14 protein-coding genes are annotated in these 14,639 nt (G+C 63.0%); 4 read left to right on the forward strand and 10 right to left on the reverse strand.

The window, feature by feature from the left end; translation table 11 throughout:
* The first annotated feature begins 19 nt into the window (after positions 1-19).
* On the forward strand, positions 20-499 hold the full coding sequence (locus tag K6M89_RS15895) for a low affinity iron permease family protein (RefSeq protein ID WP_222140230.1): 480 nt from the start codon (positions 20-22) through the stop codon (positions 497-499).
* Between the two features lie 86 nt (positions 500-585).
* On the opposite strand, the gene purB is transcribed toward K6M89_RS15895, so the two are convergent.
* From purB to K6M89_RS15920, 5 genes are all read right to left on the reverse strand, one after another.
* Positions 586-1,893: an adenylosuccinate lyase gene (gene purB / locus K6M89_RS15900; RefSeq protein WP_222140098.1), complete on the reverse strand. Its 1,308-nt coding sequence runs from the start codon at positions 1,891-1,893 to the stop codon at positions 586-588.
* A gap of 71 nt (positions 1,894-1,964) precedes the next feature.
* A complete protein-coding gene (locus K6M89_RS15905; RefSeq protein WP_222140099.1) occupies positions 1,965-2,450 on the reverse strand; it encodes a hypothetical protein in 486 nt (161 codons plus the stop codon).
* Positions 2,451-2,464: 14 nt separating this feature from the next.
* Positions 2,465-3,190, reverse strand: coding sequence for a DUF2259 domain-containing protein (locus tag K6M89_RS15910; protein WP_222140100.1), 726 nt, complete (start codon positions 3,188-3,190; stop codon positions 2,465-2,467).
* Entirely contained in the window at positions 3,187-3,864 is a 678-nt protein-coding gene (rpe, locus tag K6M89_RS15915) for a ribulose-phosphate 3-epimerase (protein WP_097583913.1), read from the reverse strand. The genes K6M89_RS15910 and rpe overlap by 4 nt, the downstream gene beginning before the upstream one ends.
* A gap of 62 nt (positions 3,865-3,926) precedes the next feature.
* Complete coding sequence (locus K6M89_RS15920) at positions 3,927-5,009, reverse strand: ABC transporter substrate-binding protein (protein WP_222140101.1); 1,083 nt, start codon at positions 5,007-5,009, stop codon at positions 3,927-3,929.
* 282 nt (positions 5,010-5,291) lie between these two features.
* On the opposite strand from K6M89_RS15920, the gene K6M89_RS15925 reads away from it, so the two are divergent.
* Positions 5,292-5,786, forward strand: a complete 495-nt coding sequence (locus K6M89_RS15925) for a flavin reductase (RefSeq protein ID WP_222140102.1) — start codon at positions 5,292-5,294, stop codon at positions 5,784-5,786.
* A gap of 32 nt (positions 5,787-5,818) precedes the next feature.
* Positions 5,819-6,139, forward strand: coding sequence for a TfoX/Sxy family protein (locus K6M89_RS15930; RefSeq protein WP_009997829.1), 321 nt, complete (start codon positions 5,819-5,821; stop codon positions 6,137-6,139).
* Positions 6,140-6,239: 100 nt separating this feature from the next.
* Here K6M89_RS15930 and K6M89_RS15935 read toward each other — a convergent pair whose 3' ends face one another.
* From K6M89_RS15935 to K6M89_RS15955, 5 genes are all read right to left on the reverse strand, one after another.
* Positions 6,240-6,662, reverse strand: coding sequence for an NUDIX domain-containing protein (locus K6M89_RS15935; RefSeq protein ID WP_097583910.1), 423 nt, complete (start codon positions 6,660-6,662; stop codon positions 6,240-6,242).
* Between the two features lie 7 nt (positions 6,663-6,669).
* Complete coding sequence (locus K6M89_RS15940) at positions 6,670-8,187, reverse strand: DEAD/DEAH box helicase (protein ID WP_222140103.1); 1,518 nt, start codon at positions 8,185-8,187, stop codon at positions 6,670-6,672.
* A gap of 157 nt (positions 8,188-8,344) precedes the next feature.
* Positions 8,345-9,667 carry a M23 family metallopeptidase gene (locus K6M89_RS15945; protein ID WP_222140104.1) on the reverse strand — a complete coding sequence of 441 codons (1,323 nt, stop codon included), beginning with the start codon at positions 9,665-9,667 and terminating at the stop codon, positions 8,345-8,347.
* A gap of 104 nt (positions 9,668-9,771) precedes the next feature.
* Positions 9,772-10,599, reverse strand: a complete 828-nt coding sequence (locus K6M89_RS15950) for a ferritin-like domain-containing protein (RefSeq protein WP_097583905.1) — start codon at positions 10,597-10,599, stop codon at positions 9,772-9,774.
* Positions 10,596-11,069, reverse strand: coding sequence for a peroxiredoxin (locus K6M89_RS15955; protein WP_009983859.1), 474 nt, complete (start codon positions 11,067-11,069; stop codon positions 10,596-10,598). Before K6M89_RS15955 ends, K6M89_RS15950 begins: the two co-directional genes overlap by 4 nt.
* 125 nt (positions 11,070-11,194) lie before the next feature.
* Here K6M89_RS15955 and K6M89_RS15960 point away from each other — a divergent pair, with 125 nt between their 5' ends.
* Positions 11,195-14,593, forward strand: coding sequence for a YhdP family protein (locus K6M89_RS15960; RefSeq protein WP_222140105.1), 3,399 nt, complete (start codon positions 11,195-11,197; stop codon positions 14,591-14,593).
* Positions 14,594-14,639: the final 46 nt, after the last annotated feature.

Raw genomic sequence — 14,639 nt, forward strand, 5'->3', positions numbered from 1 at the left:
GAGGATTCCAGACGTGACGATGAAACATCTGTTCGCCCGCTTCGCAACCAAGACATCGGAATGGGCGGGCAAGCCCGTCATCTTCATCCTGGCGCTGAGCATCGTCATCGTCTGGGCCGCACTCGGCCCCTTCTTCGACTATTCGGAAACCTGGCAGCTGATCATCAATACTGGCACGACGATCATCACCTTCCTGATGGTCTTCGTGCTGCAGAACGCCCAAACGCGCGACACGCGGGCGATCCAGGCCAAGCTCAACGAAATCATCCTGACGAGCCACGCCGAAAACCGCTTCATCGGCATCGAAAATCTTGACGAGGATGAGTTGAAGCATCTCGACCGACTTGTCGCCAAGGCTGCCAAGGGCAGGGGCGAGACGGAGGCTTGCAGGACGACGGATGCTGCAGAAACCGTTACGCCGAAAAAGACCGAGGCGCGCAAACGCCCTGGGAGCGCCAAGACCTCGAAGATGAAACAACGGCCGCTTGAGAAAAGCTAAATACAATTCCCGAGGATCTACTGCCGGCTGATATGTGGCAGATCCTCGGCACAAGGCCGAGGATAACGCCGAGGGTTGGGAATTTCTCAAGCGTTCCCAAATACCCGCCGGAAAATCGTGTCGACGTGCTTGGTATGATAGCCAAGGTCGAACTTCTCGCGAATATCCTCCTCGGAAAGTGCCGCGCGGACTTCGGCATCCGCCAGCAGCTCCTCCAGGAAATCCTTGCCCTGTTCCCAGACCTTCATCGCGTTGCGCTGGACCAGGCGGTAGGCGTCTTCGCGGGAAGTGCCGGCCTGGGTCAGCGCCAGGAGGACGCGCTGGGAGTGGACGAGGCCGCGGAATTTGTTGAGGTTCTTCTCCATGTTTTCGGGATAGACCAGCAGCTTTTCGATGACGCTGGCCAGACGCGAGAGGGCGAAATCGAGGGTGACTGTGGCGTCGGGGCCGATCATGCGTTCGACCGAGGAGTGGGAGATATCGCGCTCGTGCCAGAGGGCGACGTTTTCCATGGCCGGCAGGGCGTAGGAGCGGACCATGCGGGCGAGTCCGGTCAGGTTTTCGGTGAGAACCGGGTTGCGCTTGTGCGGCATCGCCGAGGAGCCCTTCTGGCCCGGCGAGAAATATTCCTCCGCTTCCAGCACCTCGGTGCGCTGCAGATGACGGATCTCGGTCGCCAGGCGCTCGATCGACGAGGCGACGACGCCGAGGGTGGCGAAATACATGGCGTGGCGGTCGCGCGGGATGACCTGGGTCGAGACCGGCTCGGCCTTCAGGCCAAGCGCCTCGGCGACATGTTCCTCGACGCGCGGATCGATGTTGGCGAAGGTGCCGACGGCGCCGGAGATGGCGCAGGTCGCGACTTCCTCGCGGGCGGCGACTAGACGCTGGCGGCAGCGCTCGAATTCGGCATAGGCGAGCGCCAGCTTGACGCCGAAGGTTGTCGGCTCGGCATGGATGCCGTGCGAGCGGCCGATGGTGACGGTGTCCTTGTGTTCGAAGGCGCGGGTTTTCAGTGCCGCCAGCAACCGGTCGAGATCGGCAATCAGAATATCGGTGGCGCGCACCAGCTGGACGTTGAAGCAAGTGTCGAGCACGTCTGATGAGGTCATGCCCTGGTGGACGAAGCGTGCATCCGGGCCGACGATCTCGGCGAGGTGGGTCAGGAAGGCGATGACGTCATGCTTGGTGACGGCCTCGATCTCATCGATGCGGGCAACGTCGAAGGTGGCCGCACCGCCCTTTTCCCAGATCGTCCTTGCCGCCGATTTCGGGATGACGCCGAGTTCGGCCAGCGCGTCGCAGGCATGCGCCTCGATCTCGAACCAGATGCGGAACTTGGTTTCGGGAGACCAGATGGCGACCATTTCGGGCCGGGAATAACGCGGGATCATGGGCGGCTGCCTTCACTTCAAGAGGTTGTGCATCAATGTCTGCGCCCCTGTAGCAAAGACCGGCGGCAATCTCAACGCATGCGTTTGGCAAGATAATAGCTGCTGACGACAAGGCAGACGAGACCAAGCGGCAGGAAAAGGCGTAGACCGATCACCAGGAACTGATAGACGGCGCTGATGCTGGTGAAGATGAACTGGAAGACCCAGATGTCGCTTCCGAAGGGCGCGTGCCAGCGCGAATAGAAGATCCGATATTCCATCGCGAAGAGGAAGGCCGTCATCGCGATTGTGGCCGCGATCAGCGTCACGAAAAAGGCGGCGAAACGCGCCTCCGGCGGCTTGCCATAGGCGAGGAAGCGGGCGGTCGGCAAAGCGAAGGGCCAGGCGAGCAGGCCGCCGAGGAAATAGAGCGCGGCGACTTCGGCAAGCCGGCTCGTCTCCAGGCCGTTGCGGAGATAGAGACCCAGCATGGCGGAGACGAGCATCTGCACGGCCCAAAGCAAGGCGCCGAGGATCAGATGGGAGTAGGGCGGCCATGCCGCCCTGAGGCGCTCCATGTCGGGCAACCAGCTCAGGGATGAACCGCAACGGCGATCCAGCGTCCGTTCCTTTGCGCATCGAAGGCCAGGACGAGGGCGATATGAACCTGGTTTGCGGCTTCCGGCTGATAGACGACGGCGCCGCCGATCCTGTATTCGACCGAACATGCGCGCTCGGCCGGAACCGTTTGCACCTGGCGCGCCGCCTGCCGGTTCGGAGCGCCTTCCTTCTCGATCATCTGCAGGCTGAAGCCGAGGACCCGCTTGGCGATCGCCGCGCAGTCCTTCGGCACCGCGATCGGCAACTCGCCGAGCGAAAGCGTATAGGGCGATTTCGGCGGGCCGTCGGTCGCAAGCGTCGTGTAGCGCAGCGTCTTTGCGGGTGAGCCGAGTTCGGTCGGCGGATTGAAGGCGGCGATCAGGCCGGGGTTGGTCAGGAGATCGTATTTGTCCATCTGGCCGCGCGCCGCCGTGAGATTCTGCCGCCGCGCCTTGGAAAGATTGGCGTCCTTGTCGGTCAGCTCGGTGCGGAACGGCGTGCCCTCGAGATACTGGCCCTTATCGGTATCGATGAAATAGGTGTTGGAATAGGGGACATTGCTGCCCTCCTTGAGGCCGAATTCCTGGAATGCGAAGACCTTGCCGTCGGCGGAAAAGCCGATCGGCTGGATACTGGCAATGTCGCCGGCAAGTGACAGGCCGGGCAGGCCGGCGAGTGCGGCGGCGAGCACGCCGCCTAAGAAAAGCTGCTTCTTCATGCGCGTGCCCCTTCGGCTGCCTGACGCAGATCGGCGACGGTCCGGCGATAATCCTCGACCGTATCACCCTTGAAAATCGCCGAGCCGGCGACGAGGACGTTGCCGCCGGCGCGGGCGATTGCCGGCGCCGTTTCCACAGTGACGCCGCCGTCGACCTCAAGCTCGATCGGCCTATCACCGATCAGCGACTTTGCCGCCGCGATCTTGGCTGCCATCGCCGGAATGAACTTCTGTCCGCCGAAGCCGGGATTGACCGACATGATGAGGATGAGGTCGACATCGTCGAGCACGTTCTCGATGGCGCTGAGCGGGGTTGCCGGATTGAGCGTCACCCCGACCTTCTTGCCGAGATTGCGGACAGTCTGCAGCGACCGATGCAGATGCGGCCCGGATTCGGCATGGACGGTGATGCGGTCGCAGCCGGCCTTGGCGAAAGCTTCGAGATAGTCGTCGACCGGCGAGATCATCAAGTGGCAGTCGAAGGTGGCGTCCGTATAGGCGCGCAGCGACTTGATGACATCGGGGCCGAAGGAGATGTTCGGCACGAAATGCCCGTCCATCACGTCGAGGTGGATCCAGTCGGCCCCGGCCGCGGTGACATTGCGCACCTCCTCGCCGAGCCTGGCGAAATCCGCCGCGAGGATCGAGGGGGCAATGCGAATGGGCAGCGTCATCAAGTCTTACTCCATATGGGCGCCAGCCGAGCAGGGCGCCGGAATTCAAGGCTGGCCGCCGCTTATTGCGTCGGCGCAGCCGGTGGAAAAAAGCCGTTGCCGCGCCATTCGAGCAGGCGGTACGGGTTTTGCGAAAGCTCATGCGTGCCGGTGAAGGCGACGGCACCGACCGGGGTCTGGAATGTCGTGCCGAGCAGCGTCTCCTGCAGGGGCTTGCCGGCCGCAGCGGCGGCTTCGGCCGCCTGGCCGGCAATGAACGCCGCCGCCAGCGACGGCAGGACATAACCTTCCGGCTCGATCCCTTTGGCGCGCAACGTTTCGGCCGCCGCCGCGGCTTCCGGCAGAACGGCATATTCGGGCAGGGCGACGGCGCGCACGCCGGACCCGAGCGGCAGCGGCTGATCGGCGGCGCGCATGGCGTCGCCGCCGAGGATGGAGAGCGGGATGTTCTCGGCTTCTGCGTCGCGGGCGATGACGGCGATGTCGTTGCGGTCGCCGCCGACGAAGACCCTGGTGGCGCCGGCCCGTTTCAGGCGGCGGACAAGAGCGATCTGCTGCTCCTGCCCCGGGCGATAGGTATCGGTGAAGACCGGTTTCAGGCCGTTCTGTTCCAGCGCGTTGCGCACCGCTTCCGTCAGTTCGCGGCCGTGAATGGTGCCGTCCTCGATCAGGGCGATCGGGTCGGCTGCCCAGTTCTTCAGGATCACTTCGTTGATCTTTGCCGCCTCGGCGCCATCGGCGGGCGCCATGCGGAAGAGCGGCCAGCCATTTTTCAGCGCGTCCTCCATCAGGATGCGCGAGCGCACGGAGACGGTGATCGCCGGAATGCCGGCATCCTTCAGCTTCGGCAGGGCGCCTTCCAGCGTCTCGCTGCAGAGAAAGCCGACGGCGATCTGCACCTTGGCCGCGACAAGCGCATCGCCGACTGCCACGCCGCCATTGTCCTCGCAGGTTTCGTTGACGGCGACGAGCGTATTGCCCGACTGCTGGATCTCGAAACCGGCGCCGGCGGCAATCTGTGCGCCGAGCAGGGCGAGCGGGCCACTTTCAGGGGCAACGACGCCGACCGTCACGCCGGCCGCGTGGCCTTGCGCCGCCGCTCCCAGCAGCATCAGAACGGAAGCTATGCCACGCAGGTTGATCATGAAAGGCGGAGATCCCTAGCCATCGTCCATGCCCTTTTATCCGCAAGGCCGCGATCGTCAAAGAAAAACAAGCGTAACCCAATGCTTTTCACCGGTCCTATTGTAGAAAAGGTAACCCATGCTCGCCATATTGGCGCGATGGAAAGTCGAACTGCAGCGCAGGACGTCCTTTCGGTGACGCAAAGGACGCTGCAGCACTTTGAATTGCCGCGTAATTTTGTCCTCAGATCGATTCCGATTTATGGATGTATGCAGTCGGCAGAAGAGCGTACGGAGAAGCAGTTGTTGAACAGGCAGCATATCGACCCCGGCCTTTATCGCGATGCCATGAGCCGTTATGCCGGCCATGTGCAACTCGTGACGACGGTGATGGAAGGCATGCGCCGGGGCGTCACCATAACAGCCGCCTGCTCGGTCTCGGATAATCCGGCCTCGGTGCTGATCTGCCTCAACAACACCAATCCGAAGAACGAGATTTTTTTCCGCAGCGGTATCTTCGTGCTGAACACGCTCGGCGCTCACCACCAGAGCGTTGCCGACGCGTTCTCCGGACGCACGGCGCTTGCCGATGACGAACGCTTCGCCGGCGCCCGTTTCGACACACTTGTCACCGGCGCGCCGGTCCTTGCCGATGCGCTTGCCGCCTTCGATTGCCGGGTGACCGACATCAAGGAAATGCCGACCCATAACGTCATCTTCGGCGAAGTCGCCGCCGTCCGCTTCAGTGAGAAGCATCCGGCGCTCATTTATATGAACCGGGATTATCACACGCTGTGATCGCCGCAGCGGGGATTTTGAGGGAATAGAGAATGGACAATGCCGGGATCGAGGAAATGTTTCAGGGGCTCGGCCCAGTCACGATCAAGCGCATGTTCGGCGGCAAAGGCATTTATCACCTCGGGCGCATCGTTGCAGTTGAAGTGCGCGACGAGATGCTGCTGAAGGCCGACGAGACAAGCGCCCCGGAATTTGCCGCCGCCGGCGCCACGCAATGGGCCTATGAGGGCAAGAAGGGCAAGCCGGTGAAGATGCCCTACTGGTCGATCCCCGAAGAGGCCTACGACGATCCCGATCTGATGGCGAAATGGGTAAGGCTTGCCTATGAGGCGGCGCTACGCGCAGAGGACTAAAGCGCGTCGCATCAAATTTGATTCACGCAACGCGCTTTAGCTCTTTGTTTTTATGCATGTCGTTGTCCCGGAACCGCTGCACACTTCCGGGCGACATGCATTAACGCTGTTCGGCGGCCGGCAAAGCAGATATTGCCGCCCTGGTAAAGGCCGACAGCGGCGTGGGCAAATCGGTTAAGGCAAACCAGCCGAAATCCGAAAGCTTGTCCGGTTCGGTCAATTGCGGCTCGCCTTCGACATCGCGGGCGAGATAAAGGATAGACATCCAGTGCTGGCGGTCGGCATCGAGGATCTGTTCGGTCACGGCAATCCGTTCGATCCGGCCGATCTTGAGGCCGGTTTCTTCTTCGGCCTCGCGACGTGCGGCTTCTTCAGCCGGCTCCATGTGATCGACCTTGCCGCCGACAATGTTCCAGTAGCCCGCTTCAGGCGGATTCACGCGTCTGTAGAGGAGGATCCTGTCGTCTCGAAGGATCACCAGACCAACGCCGAGGCCCGGGAAATCATGGCCGGGCCTGCCCATTGGATGTTCAGACCTTGGCGCTGCCGGCGATCAGCATGAAGGCGGGGATGTCGTCGCCGAAACCGACCGGGGTCGGGCCGTCGTCGTGATCGCGATGACGGCGGCGGTCGCGGCTGTCGTCGTTTGCCGGGTAGGGCCGATTGTTGCGCGCATTGTTTTGCGGCTTCTGCTCTGCTTTGCGCTCGTTCTTCAAGACTTCGGCCCTTGCTGGTGCTGCTTCGATCACTTGGACGTCATTATCCTGTATGTCGTTATCAGATTTATGACTCGCGGCGCCGCGATTGCCGCGCCCACGCCCACGATCCCTCTCGCCGCGCTCACCCTTTGCGCCGCGGTCGCGGCTGTTGCGCCGCGGGCGCTCGTTGTCGGCGCTTTCTTCGGCCGGCGGCAGTGAATTCACATCGCCGCTCAGCCATTCGACCTTTTCGCCGATCAGCTTCTCGATCGCATCGACGAATTTGGTGTCACGCTTGGTCACGAGCGTAAAGGCGGCGCCCGACCGGCCGGCACGGCCGGTGCGGCCGATGCGGTGGACATAATCCTCGGAATGGATCGGCACGTCGAAATTGAAGACGTGGCTGACATCCGGAATGTCGAGGCCGCGGGCGGCGACGTCGGAGGCGACCAGCAGCTGGAGATTGCCGTCACGGAAGCTCTGCAGCATCATCGTGCGGGAGCGCTGATCCATGTCGCCATGCAGCGCACCGACGGAGAAGCCGTGGCGCTCCAGCGAACGGAAGAGATCGGCGACGTCCTTCTTGCGGTTGCAGAAGATGATGGCGTTCTTCAGCTCGGTCTGCGCACGGACGAGCTCGCGCAGAACCGCGCGTTTCTCGTAGTCCTTGCTGTGCGAGGCGACGAAGCGCTGCGTCACGGTCTTGGCGGCCGATGCCGGCTTTGCCACCTCGATGCGCTCCGGATTCTGCAGGAAGCGGTCGGCGAGCTTCTGGATCTCCGGCGGCATGGTCGCCGAGAAGAACAGCGTCTGGCGGGTGAAGGGGATGAGCTTGGCGATGCGCTCGATATCGGGGATGAAACCCATGTCGAGCATGCGGTCGGCTTCGTCGATGACGAGGATTTCGACGCCGCTCATCAAAAGCTTGCCGCGTTCGAAATGGTCGAGCAGGCGGCCGGGCGTGCAGATCAGCACATCGGCGCCGCGCTCAAGCTTGCGGTCCTGGTCTTCGAACGACACGCCGCCGATCAGCAGAGCGACGTTCAGACGATGGTTCTTGCCGTACTTCTCGAAATTCTCGGCGACCTGGGCAGCGAGTTCGCGGGTCGGCTCGAGGATCAGCGTGCGGGGCATGCGCGCGCGGGCGCGGCCCTTTTCCAATAGCGACAGCATCGGCAGCACGAAGGATGCGGTCTTGCCGGTTCCGGTCTGCGCAATGCCGCAAATGTCGCGACGTTCGAGCGCAAAGGGAATGGCCCCCGCCTGAATAGGCGTGGGGATCGTATAGCCCGCGTCGGTAACAGCGGATAACACTTTTTGGCTCAAGCCAAGGTCAGCGAATGTCGTCAAAGGGAAAACTGTTTCCGTTCCGGTTCGGCCGAGCTCTGAACGAGTCGGCGGGATTGCATGCCGCAATGCAGCGCGACATAGCCCCGAATGGTCGGCAAGTCAAGAAATAGAGAGGGCGCACTCCGTGCAGAGTGAAGCGATGGTTACCTGATGGCCATTACTTGATATAGCTGGCGAGTTTAAGGCCGGCATTCATGAAATATACTGGATCGACCGCCTGGCCGTTCTGGCGCACTTCATAGTGCAGATGGGTACCGGTCGAGCGGCCGGTGCTGCCGGCAAGCCCGATGACATCGTTGCGGCCGACCGTCTCGCCGACCTTGACGAGAACCTCTGACATATGGCCGTAGCGCGTCGAGATGCCGTTGCCATGGTCGACCTCGACCATATTGCCGTAGCCGCCCGTCCAGCCGGCAGCGATGACCTTGCCGGGCGCCGTCGGGCGGATCCTCTCGCCCGGCGAGAAACGGAAGTCAATGCCGGAATGGAGCGCCAGGCGGCCGAGGAACGGGTCGCGGCGGTTGCCGAAGGGGCTGGTGACGTCCTTGCCGATGGCGGGATTGCGGAAGGGCAGGGCCTCGGCGGTGCTGCGCACAGCCTCCAGCCGGGTCAGCGCGCCGTCGAGGGCGGCCAGCGAATTGTTGAAATCGTCGTTGCTCTCGGGTTCCAGATAGGGGCCGCCGATGGCGCTCTCCTCCTCCTGCCTGGCGGCGGCCGTCTCCTCGGGCACAGGAATCTTGAAGCGGGTCAGCACGGTCTCGATGGCGCTGGCGGCGTGGCCGGCGTCACTCGTCAGTTGCTCGACGCGGTTGCGCTGGTCCTGCTCGACATCCTTCAGCGACAGCGTCACCTTGGAGAAGATCCGGTCGGCGCGGTCGCCAACCGTCTCGGCGGACGGCACATAGGCAAGCGTCGTATTGTCGGGCGTCGCGTCGGCGGGCGTGCCGCTCGCCAGCTGTCTCTCGATCGCCTCGATGCCGCCGGTGAGCGAAGCGCGCTTGTCCTTGATGTCGGGGGCAAAGGAGTGGACGGGCGATGACGGCGCCGGCAGGGCGCCGTTCTTTTCCGTCAGGCCGGAGCTTTCGGCGCGGTCGAGCAGATTGTCGAGCTTGCCGTGGCGCGAGGTCAGCGCCAGCTGCTGCTCCATCAGCTTGTCGACCTTGTCCTCGACCACCTGCTGGTCGAGAAGCTGGCGGGAGGTGATGCGGTCGACCTGCGCGCGAAGGGCGGCGATGCGGTCCTCGTAGTCATGCTGCATGCGCGCCTGGCGCGCCATGGTGGCGCCGATCAGGTCGTCGCGCAGCACGAGGTAGGAGGTCGCCAGCAGATAGCCGATCGAGAAGACGCCGACGAAGCAGAAGGCAAGCGCCGCCATCCACGGCCGGACCGTCATGTGGCGCACCTTGTCGCCGCTTGCCAGGATGAGGATGTGTTCCTGCGCTCGCCTGCCGAATACCCGGTGCTGATGTCCGCTGTTCACGCAGGCTCTCCCGATTGATGCTCTACGCCTCTTTCGGAAATTAGACACCGTTATGGTTAATGAATGCTTTCTCGGCCGTCGTTTGCGTCAGAAAATCAATCACCTCAGGCGTGGCTGATCGATGCCAGCGAGCGGTAGAAAGACGGCGTCAGCCCGGCTTCGGCACGGGCGAGATCGTTGAAGGGTGGCTTCAACGGTCCGCGGAAATTGGCGCGCACCAGCTCCTGGAAGGCCTTTGCCGGATCGCGCTTTTCGCGGGCGCAGAGGAAGCGGAACCATTTGGCGCCGACGGCGACATGACCTTTTTCGTCGTTATAGATGACGTCGAGCACGGCAGCGCTTTCGAGATCGCCGGTCTCGCGCATCTTGGCCTGCAGCGACGGTGTGACGTCGAGGCCGCGGGCTTCGAGAATCAGCGGCACGACGGCGAGCCTTGCCGTCAGGTCGTTGCGCGTCGAATGGGCCGCCTGCCACAACCCGTCATGAGCGGGAAGATCGCCGTAATCGGCGCCGAGATCGTTGAGGCGGGCGCGTACCATGCGGAAATGTTTCGCCTCCTCGAAAGCGACCTGCATCCAGCCGTCGAAGAAGGAATTCGGCACCTGTTCGGTCGCGAATCGGGCAACGATATCGAGCGCCAGGTCGACAGCGTTGAGCTCGATATGGGCGATGGCATGCAGCAGGGCGATCCGGCCTTTCAGCGTGTGCAGCGAGCGTTTCTCCACCTGGGTCGGCGGCGTCAGCACCGGTTTGTCGGGACGGCCGGGCCTTTCCGGCAGGGCGGCGTCGAGCGGCGAGCGCAGCGACACCCGGCGGGCGAACCAGCGGGTGGCGCTTTCCTGCGCAAGGGCCGTCTTGCGGTCGAGATCGGCCGAGCGGATGGCGTCGATGGCGCCGCCGCGCAACGAGCTTATCGCGAAATCGCCGGTCACGCGGCCAGATTCCTGACGGCCTCGAGCACGGTTTCGGCATGGCCCTGCACCTTCACCTTCTGCCAGATCGTGGCGATCGTGCCATCCTGGCGGATGAGGAACGTGGTGCGCTCGACGCCCATGAAATTGCGGCCGTACATGCTCTTTTCCTTCCAGACGCCATAGGCCTGCAGCGTCGTCTTCTCTTCGTCCGAGGCGAGCGCCACCGAAAGGCGGTGTTTCCTGATGAACTTGTCATGGCAGGCGGCCGAATCGGGCGACATGCCGATCACGGCAGCACCGGCTGCTTCAAACTCCGGCGCCAGCGCCGTGAAAGCCAGCGATTCGGCGGTGCAGCCTGTGGTGTCATCCTTGGGATAGAAGAACAGCACCAGCGGCTTGCCGTGAAAATCGGAAAGCGAGATACGGCCGCCGCCGTCGCGGGGGAGATTGAAATCGGGGGCCAGGGCACCGATGCCGGGAACCGCCATTGGGAAAACCTTTCTTTTGCCGGGTTTGTGGATGACACTGTCTCTCCCCGAATTATATAGTGGACGGAAACCCGTCCAGCATGGCCGGGTTCAATTCTTCGATTTAAGGGAGAGCCCGAGGGCGCATGTCAGCCATCCGCGGCGAAAAGGTCACGTTTCGCAAGAAGGATATCGTTGCGCTGGACCGCTTGCCGTCCGCCCAGACCGAGGATCCGATCATCGTTCATTGCCCGCCGCCGCGTTCGCCGATGCGCCGCACGGCGAAGCTGACCTTGGGATTTCTGGGGCTGATTCTCCTGATCCTCGGCGCCATCGTCTTCACCGTCGAGAGCGGCATGTTCGACAAGCCGCTGTCGCAGCAGGCGCAGGCGGCGCTGAACGGCGTGGCCGGACCGCGCTACCGGGCCGAAGTCGGCTCCACCGTCATCCGATTCACCTCGGACTTCCGGCTCGCGCTCGAAGCGCGCAACGTCAATATGATCGACCAGCAGAGCGGCCAGCACCTGTCGACGACGGGTTCGGTGCGGCTCGGGCTTGATCCGCTGCAGCTTTTCCGCGGCCGCATCGCCGTCGCCGATATCGAAGCGGAGGATATCGCGCTCGACACAGCGCTTCTGCCCTCCGGCAACCCCGTCAAGCTCGACGATCTGCGCATTGACGCCATGCCGGCGGCGATGGAGAGGATCTTCTCGCAGCTCGACATGTTCGACAGCATCGTGACACGCGGCTCGACCAATTCGGTGCGCATCTCCGGCATCGACGTCAAATTGGCTGATACCGCAAACGGCCCGTTGTCGCTCGTCGTCGACAATCTTGTCTTTGCGCATGCCGGGCCATCCTCGCTGCAATTGAGAGGTGAGGTTGTGCTCAACGGCGAGGTGGCGGAGCTCGACGTGCTGGCCGAGAAGGACGGTGGCCAGGTGTCGAAGCTGGTGGCGACGCTCAAGCACGCCGACCTCACCCCCTTTGCGTTGAAACGCAACGACCAGGGTATGATACGGCAGGGGCTCAGCGCCTTCGTCGACCTGACAGTGTCGGCGACCAGGGAGCGCGATGGCGTGCAGCCGGCGCTTGCCGCAACGGTCGATATCGATCCCGGCCTGATTTACGCGGACGGCGATCCGCAGGAGCTGTCGGGCGGGCAGATCAACCTCGCCTATGATTTCGCCAAGCAAACACTCGAGATCGCCAAGTCGAACGCCCGGTTCGGCGCGACCACGGTTCCCATCAACGGCGCGCTGATTGATCTCGACAAGCTCGACCCGCAGGCCGGCAAGGGTTTCGGCATCGACCTGCTTGTCAGCGGCGGCACCGCCGCGCCTGGCGCCTCCGGCGAACAGCCGCTGTCCTTCGATATCCAGGCGACCGGGCGTTATCTGGTCGCCGGCCGGGAATTTCTGTTTCCCAACATGACCGTTTCCAGCCCGCTTGGCGCGCTTTACGGGGCGTTGCACGTCAGGCTCGGCGATAAGTCGCCGGAAATCAGCTTTGCCGGTCAGTCCAGAGAGCTGCAGACGACGGCGATCAAGCAGCTCTGGCCGTTCTGGATGGCGCCCAAGGTGCGCACATGGGTGCACGGCAATCTGTTCGGCGGTACCGTCACCGACGCCGCCATATCCGTCTTCATCCCGTTCGGACGGCTTGACGAGGCAGCCGGCGGCAAGGGATTGAAGCTCGACGCCAACCAGATCCGCATCGGCTTCGACATTGCCGGCGCGCGGATGAACGTGGCCGGCGACATTCCGCCGGTGCGCGATACGGCGGCGCATTTCGATCTGACGGGGCCGGTTGCGACGATTTCGATCAAGAGCGGCACCTCCTATTTCCCGTCCGGCCGGTCCGTCGGTCTCGGGCAGGGCACGTTCGTCATACCTTCGGCCTACGACAAACCGCTGATGGCTGATATCGATCTTGCGGTCTCCGGTGCGGCGGACGCCGTCGGCGAGCTCCTGACCTACAAACCGATCCGGGTGCTGCAGCGCGCCGGCTTTGCGCCTGACGATTTCAAGGGCCACATCGACGCGAATGTGAAGGCGCATTTCGGACTGCTGTCGTCGCAAAACCCGCCGCCGGCCGAGTGGAAGGCCGCCATGAAGCTCACCGACGTCGATCTGGCCAAGCCATTCTCCGGCCGCACGATCAGCAATGTCAGCGGCATGCTGAATGGCGATCCGAAGCTGATCACGCTCGACGCCAAAGGCGAGATCGACGGCATTCCAGCCGATATCGATCTGACCGAGCCGGTCGAAGCGTCGTCTGGCGTGGAGCGGCAGCGCGTGATCACGGCGACGCTTTCGGATGATCAGCGCAGCAAGGTGATGCCCGGGCTTTCCGATATCGTCAGGGGTAACCTGAAGATGGTGCTGACGCGGATAGACGACGACCGGCAAGACGTTCAGCTCGACCTCACCAAATCGATGCTCGACCTGCCTTGGATCGGCTGGTCGAAAGGCAGCGGCATTGCCGCATCCGCGGAATTCGAGATGTCCGGCCCGCCCGAAAATACTGAGATCAAGAATTTCCGGCTGAAGGGTGACGGCTTCGGCGCCACTGGATCGCTGAACGTCGGCAAGACGGGCCTGATCTCCGCGGATTTCGACAGCGTCAGGCTCTCCTCGCTCGACGATTTCGCTTTGTCGGTGAAGCGCAGCAAGGGCAATTTCGACGTCTCCGTTTCAGGAACCAGCGCCGATGCGCGGCCGGTCATCGCGCGATTGAAATCGGGCTCGGACAGCGACGAGGGCGGCGATAGCGACAATATCGGCGTGTCGGTGCGGGCCAAGCTGAAAAACGTCATCGGTTTCAACGACGAAAAGGTCGGCAATTTCCAAGCGCAGGTGTCACTGCGCGGCGACAAGCTGCAGGCTCTGAATTTTTCCGGCGTCACCGACAGTGGCGAGGCCGTCGTCAGCCAGATGAAGGATGGCGGCGTCATCAATATTACCAGCGGCGATGCCGGCGCGGTTTCCCGTTTCGCCGATCTCTACCAGCACATGCAGGGCGGCCTGCTCAATCTGGCGATCCGGTTGGGTGCGCAGGGCGGCTGGGACGGCTCGCTCGATGTGCGCCGTTTCTCGATCGTCAACGAACAGCGCCTGCGCTCGATCGTCTCGACACCCGTCGGAAACGAGCAGCGCAGCCTCAACGAGGCCGTCAAACGCGACATCGACACTTCTTCGCAACGCTTCCAGCGCGGCTTTGCCCGCATCGTTTCGCGGGGCGGCATGATCGGCATCGAGAACGGGGTGCTGCGCGGCGACCAGATCGGCGCGACCTTCCAGGGCGTGGTGCGCGACCGCAAGGGCAATATGGATATGACCGGCACCTTCATGCCGGCCTACGGCCTCAACCGCCTCTTCGCCGAACTGCCGCTGATCGGCGTCATCCTCGGCAACGGCAGCGACCGCGGCCTGATCGGCATCACCTTCAAGCTGACCGGCAAGTTCGACCAGCCGAACCTGCAAATCAACCCGCTGTCGATCATCGCGCCCGGTGTTTTCCGGCAAATCTTCGAGTTTCAGTAAGACGGGCGAGGCAGAACCGCTAAATCTCTTGCGCCTGAGGAGATCG

The organism is Rhizobium croatiense, assembly GCF_019793465.1.
Taxonomy (GTDB): Bacteria; Pseudomonadota; Alphaproteobacteria; order Rhizobiales; family Rhizobiaceae; genus Rhizobium; species Rhizobium croatiense.

Excerpts from the sequence above, each read along its gene's own strand:
- K6M89_RS15895 (WP_222140230.1), top strand. The coding sequence starts at position 20 with ATGAAACATCTGTTCGCCCGCTTCGCAACCAAGACATCGGAATGGGCG.
- purB (WP_222140098.1), bottom strand. The coding sequence starts at position 1,893 with ATGATCCCGCGTTATTCCCGGCCCGAAATGGTCGCCATCTGGTCTCCC.
- K6M89_RS15905 (WP_222140099.1), bottom strand. The coding sequence starts at position 2,450 with ATGGAGCGCCTCAGGGCGGCATGGCCGCCCTACTCCCATCTGATCCTC.
- K6M89_RS15910 (WP_222140100.1), bottom strand. The coding sequence starts at position 3,190 with ATGAAGAAGCAGCTTTTCTTAGGCGGCGTGCTCGCCGCCGCACTCGCC.
- rpe (WP_097583913.1), bottom strand. The coding sequence starts at position 3,864 with ATGACGCTGCCCATTCGCATTGCCCCCTCGATCCTCGCGGCGGATTTC.
- K6M89_RS15920 (WP_222140101.1), bottom strand. The coding sequence starts at position 5,009 with ATGATCAACCTGCGTGGCATAGCTTCCGTTCTGATGCTGCTGGGAGCG.
- K6M89_RS15930 (WP_009997829.1), top strand. The coding sequence starts at position 5,819 with ATGGACAATGCCGGGATCGAGGAAATGTTTCAGGGGCTCGGCCCAGTC.
- K6M89_RS15935 (WP_097583910.1), bottom strand. The coding sequence starts at position 6,662 with ATGGGCAGGCCCGGCCATGATTTCCCGGGCCTCGGCGTTGGTCTGGTG.
- K6M89_RS15955 (WP_009983859.1), bottom strand. The coding sequence starts at position 11,069 with ATGGCGGTTCCCGGCATCGGTGCCCTGGCCCCCGATTTCAATCTCCCC.
- K6M89_RS15960 (WP_222140105.1), top strand. The coding sequence starts at position 11,195 with ATGTCAGCCATCCGCGGCGAAAAGGTCACGTTTCGCAAGAAGGATATC.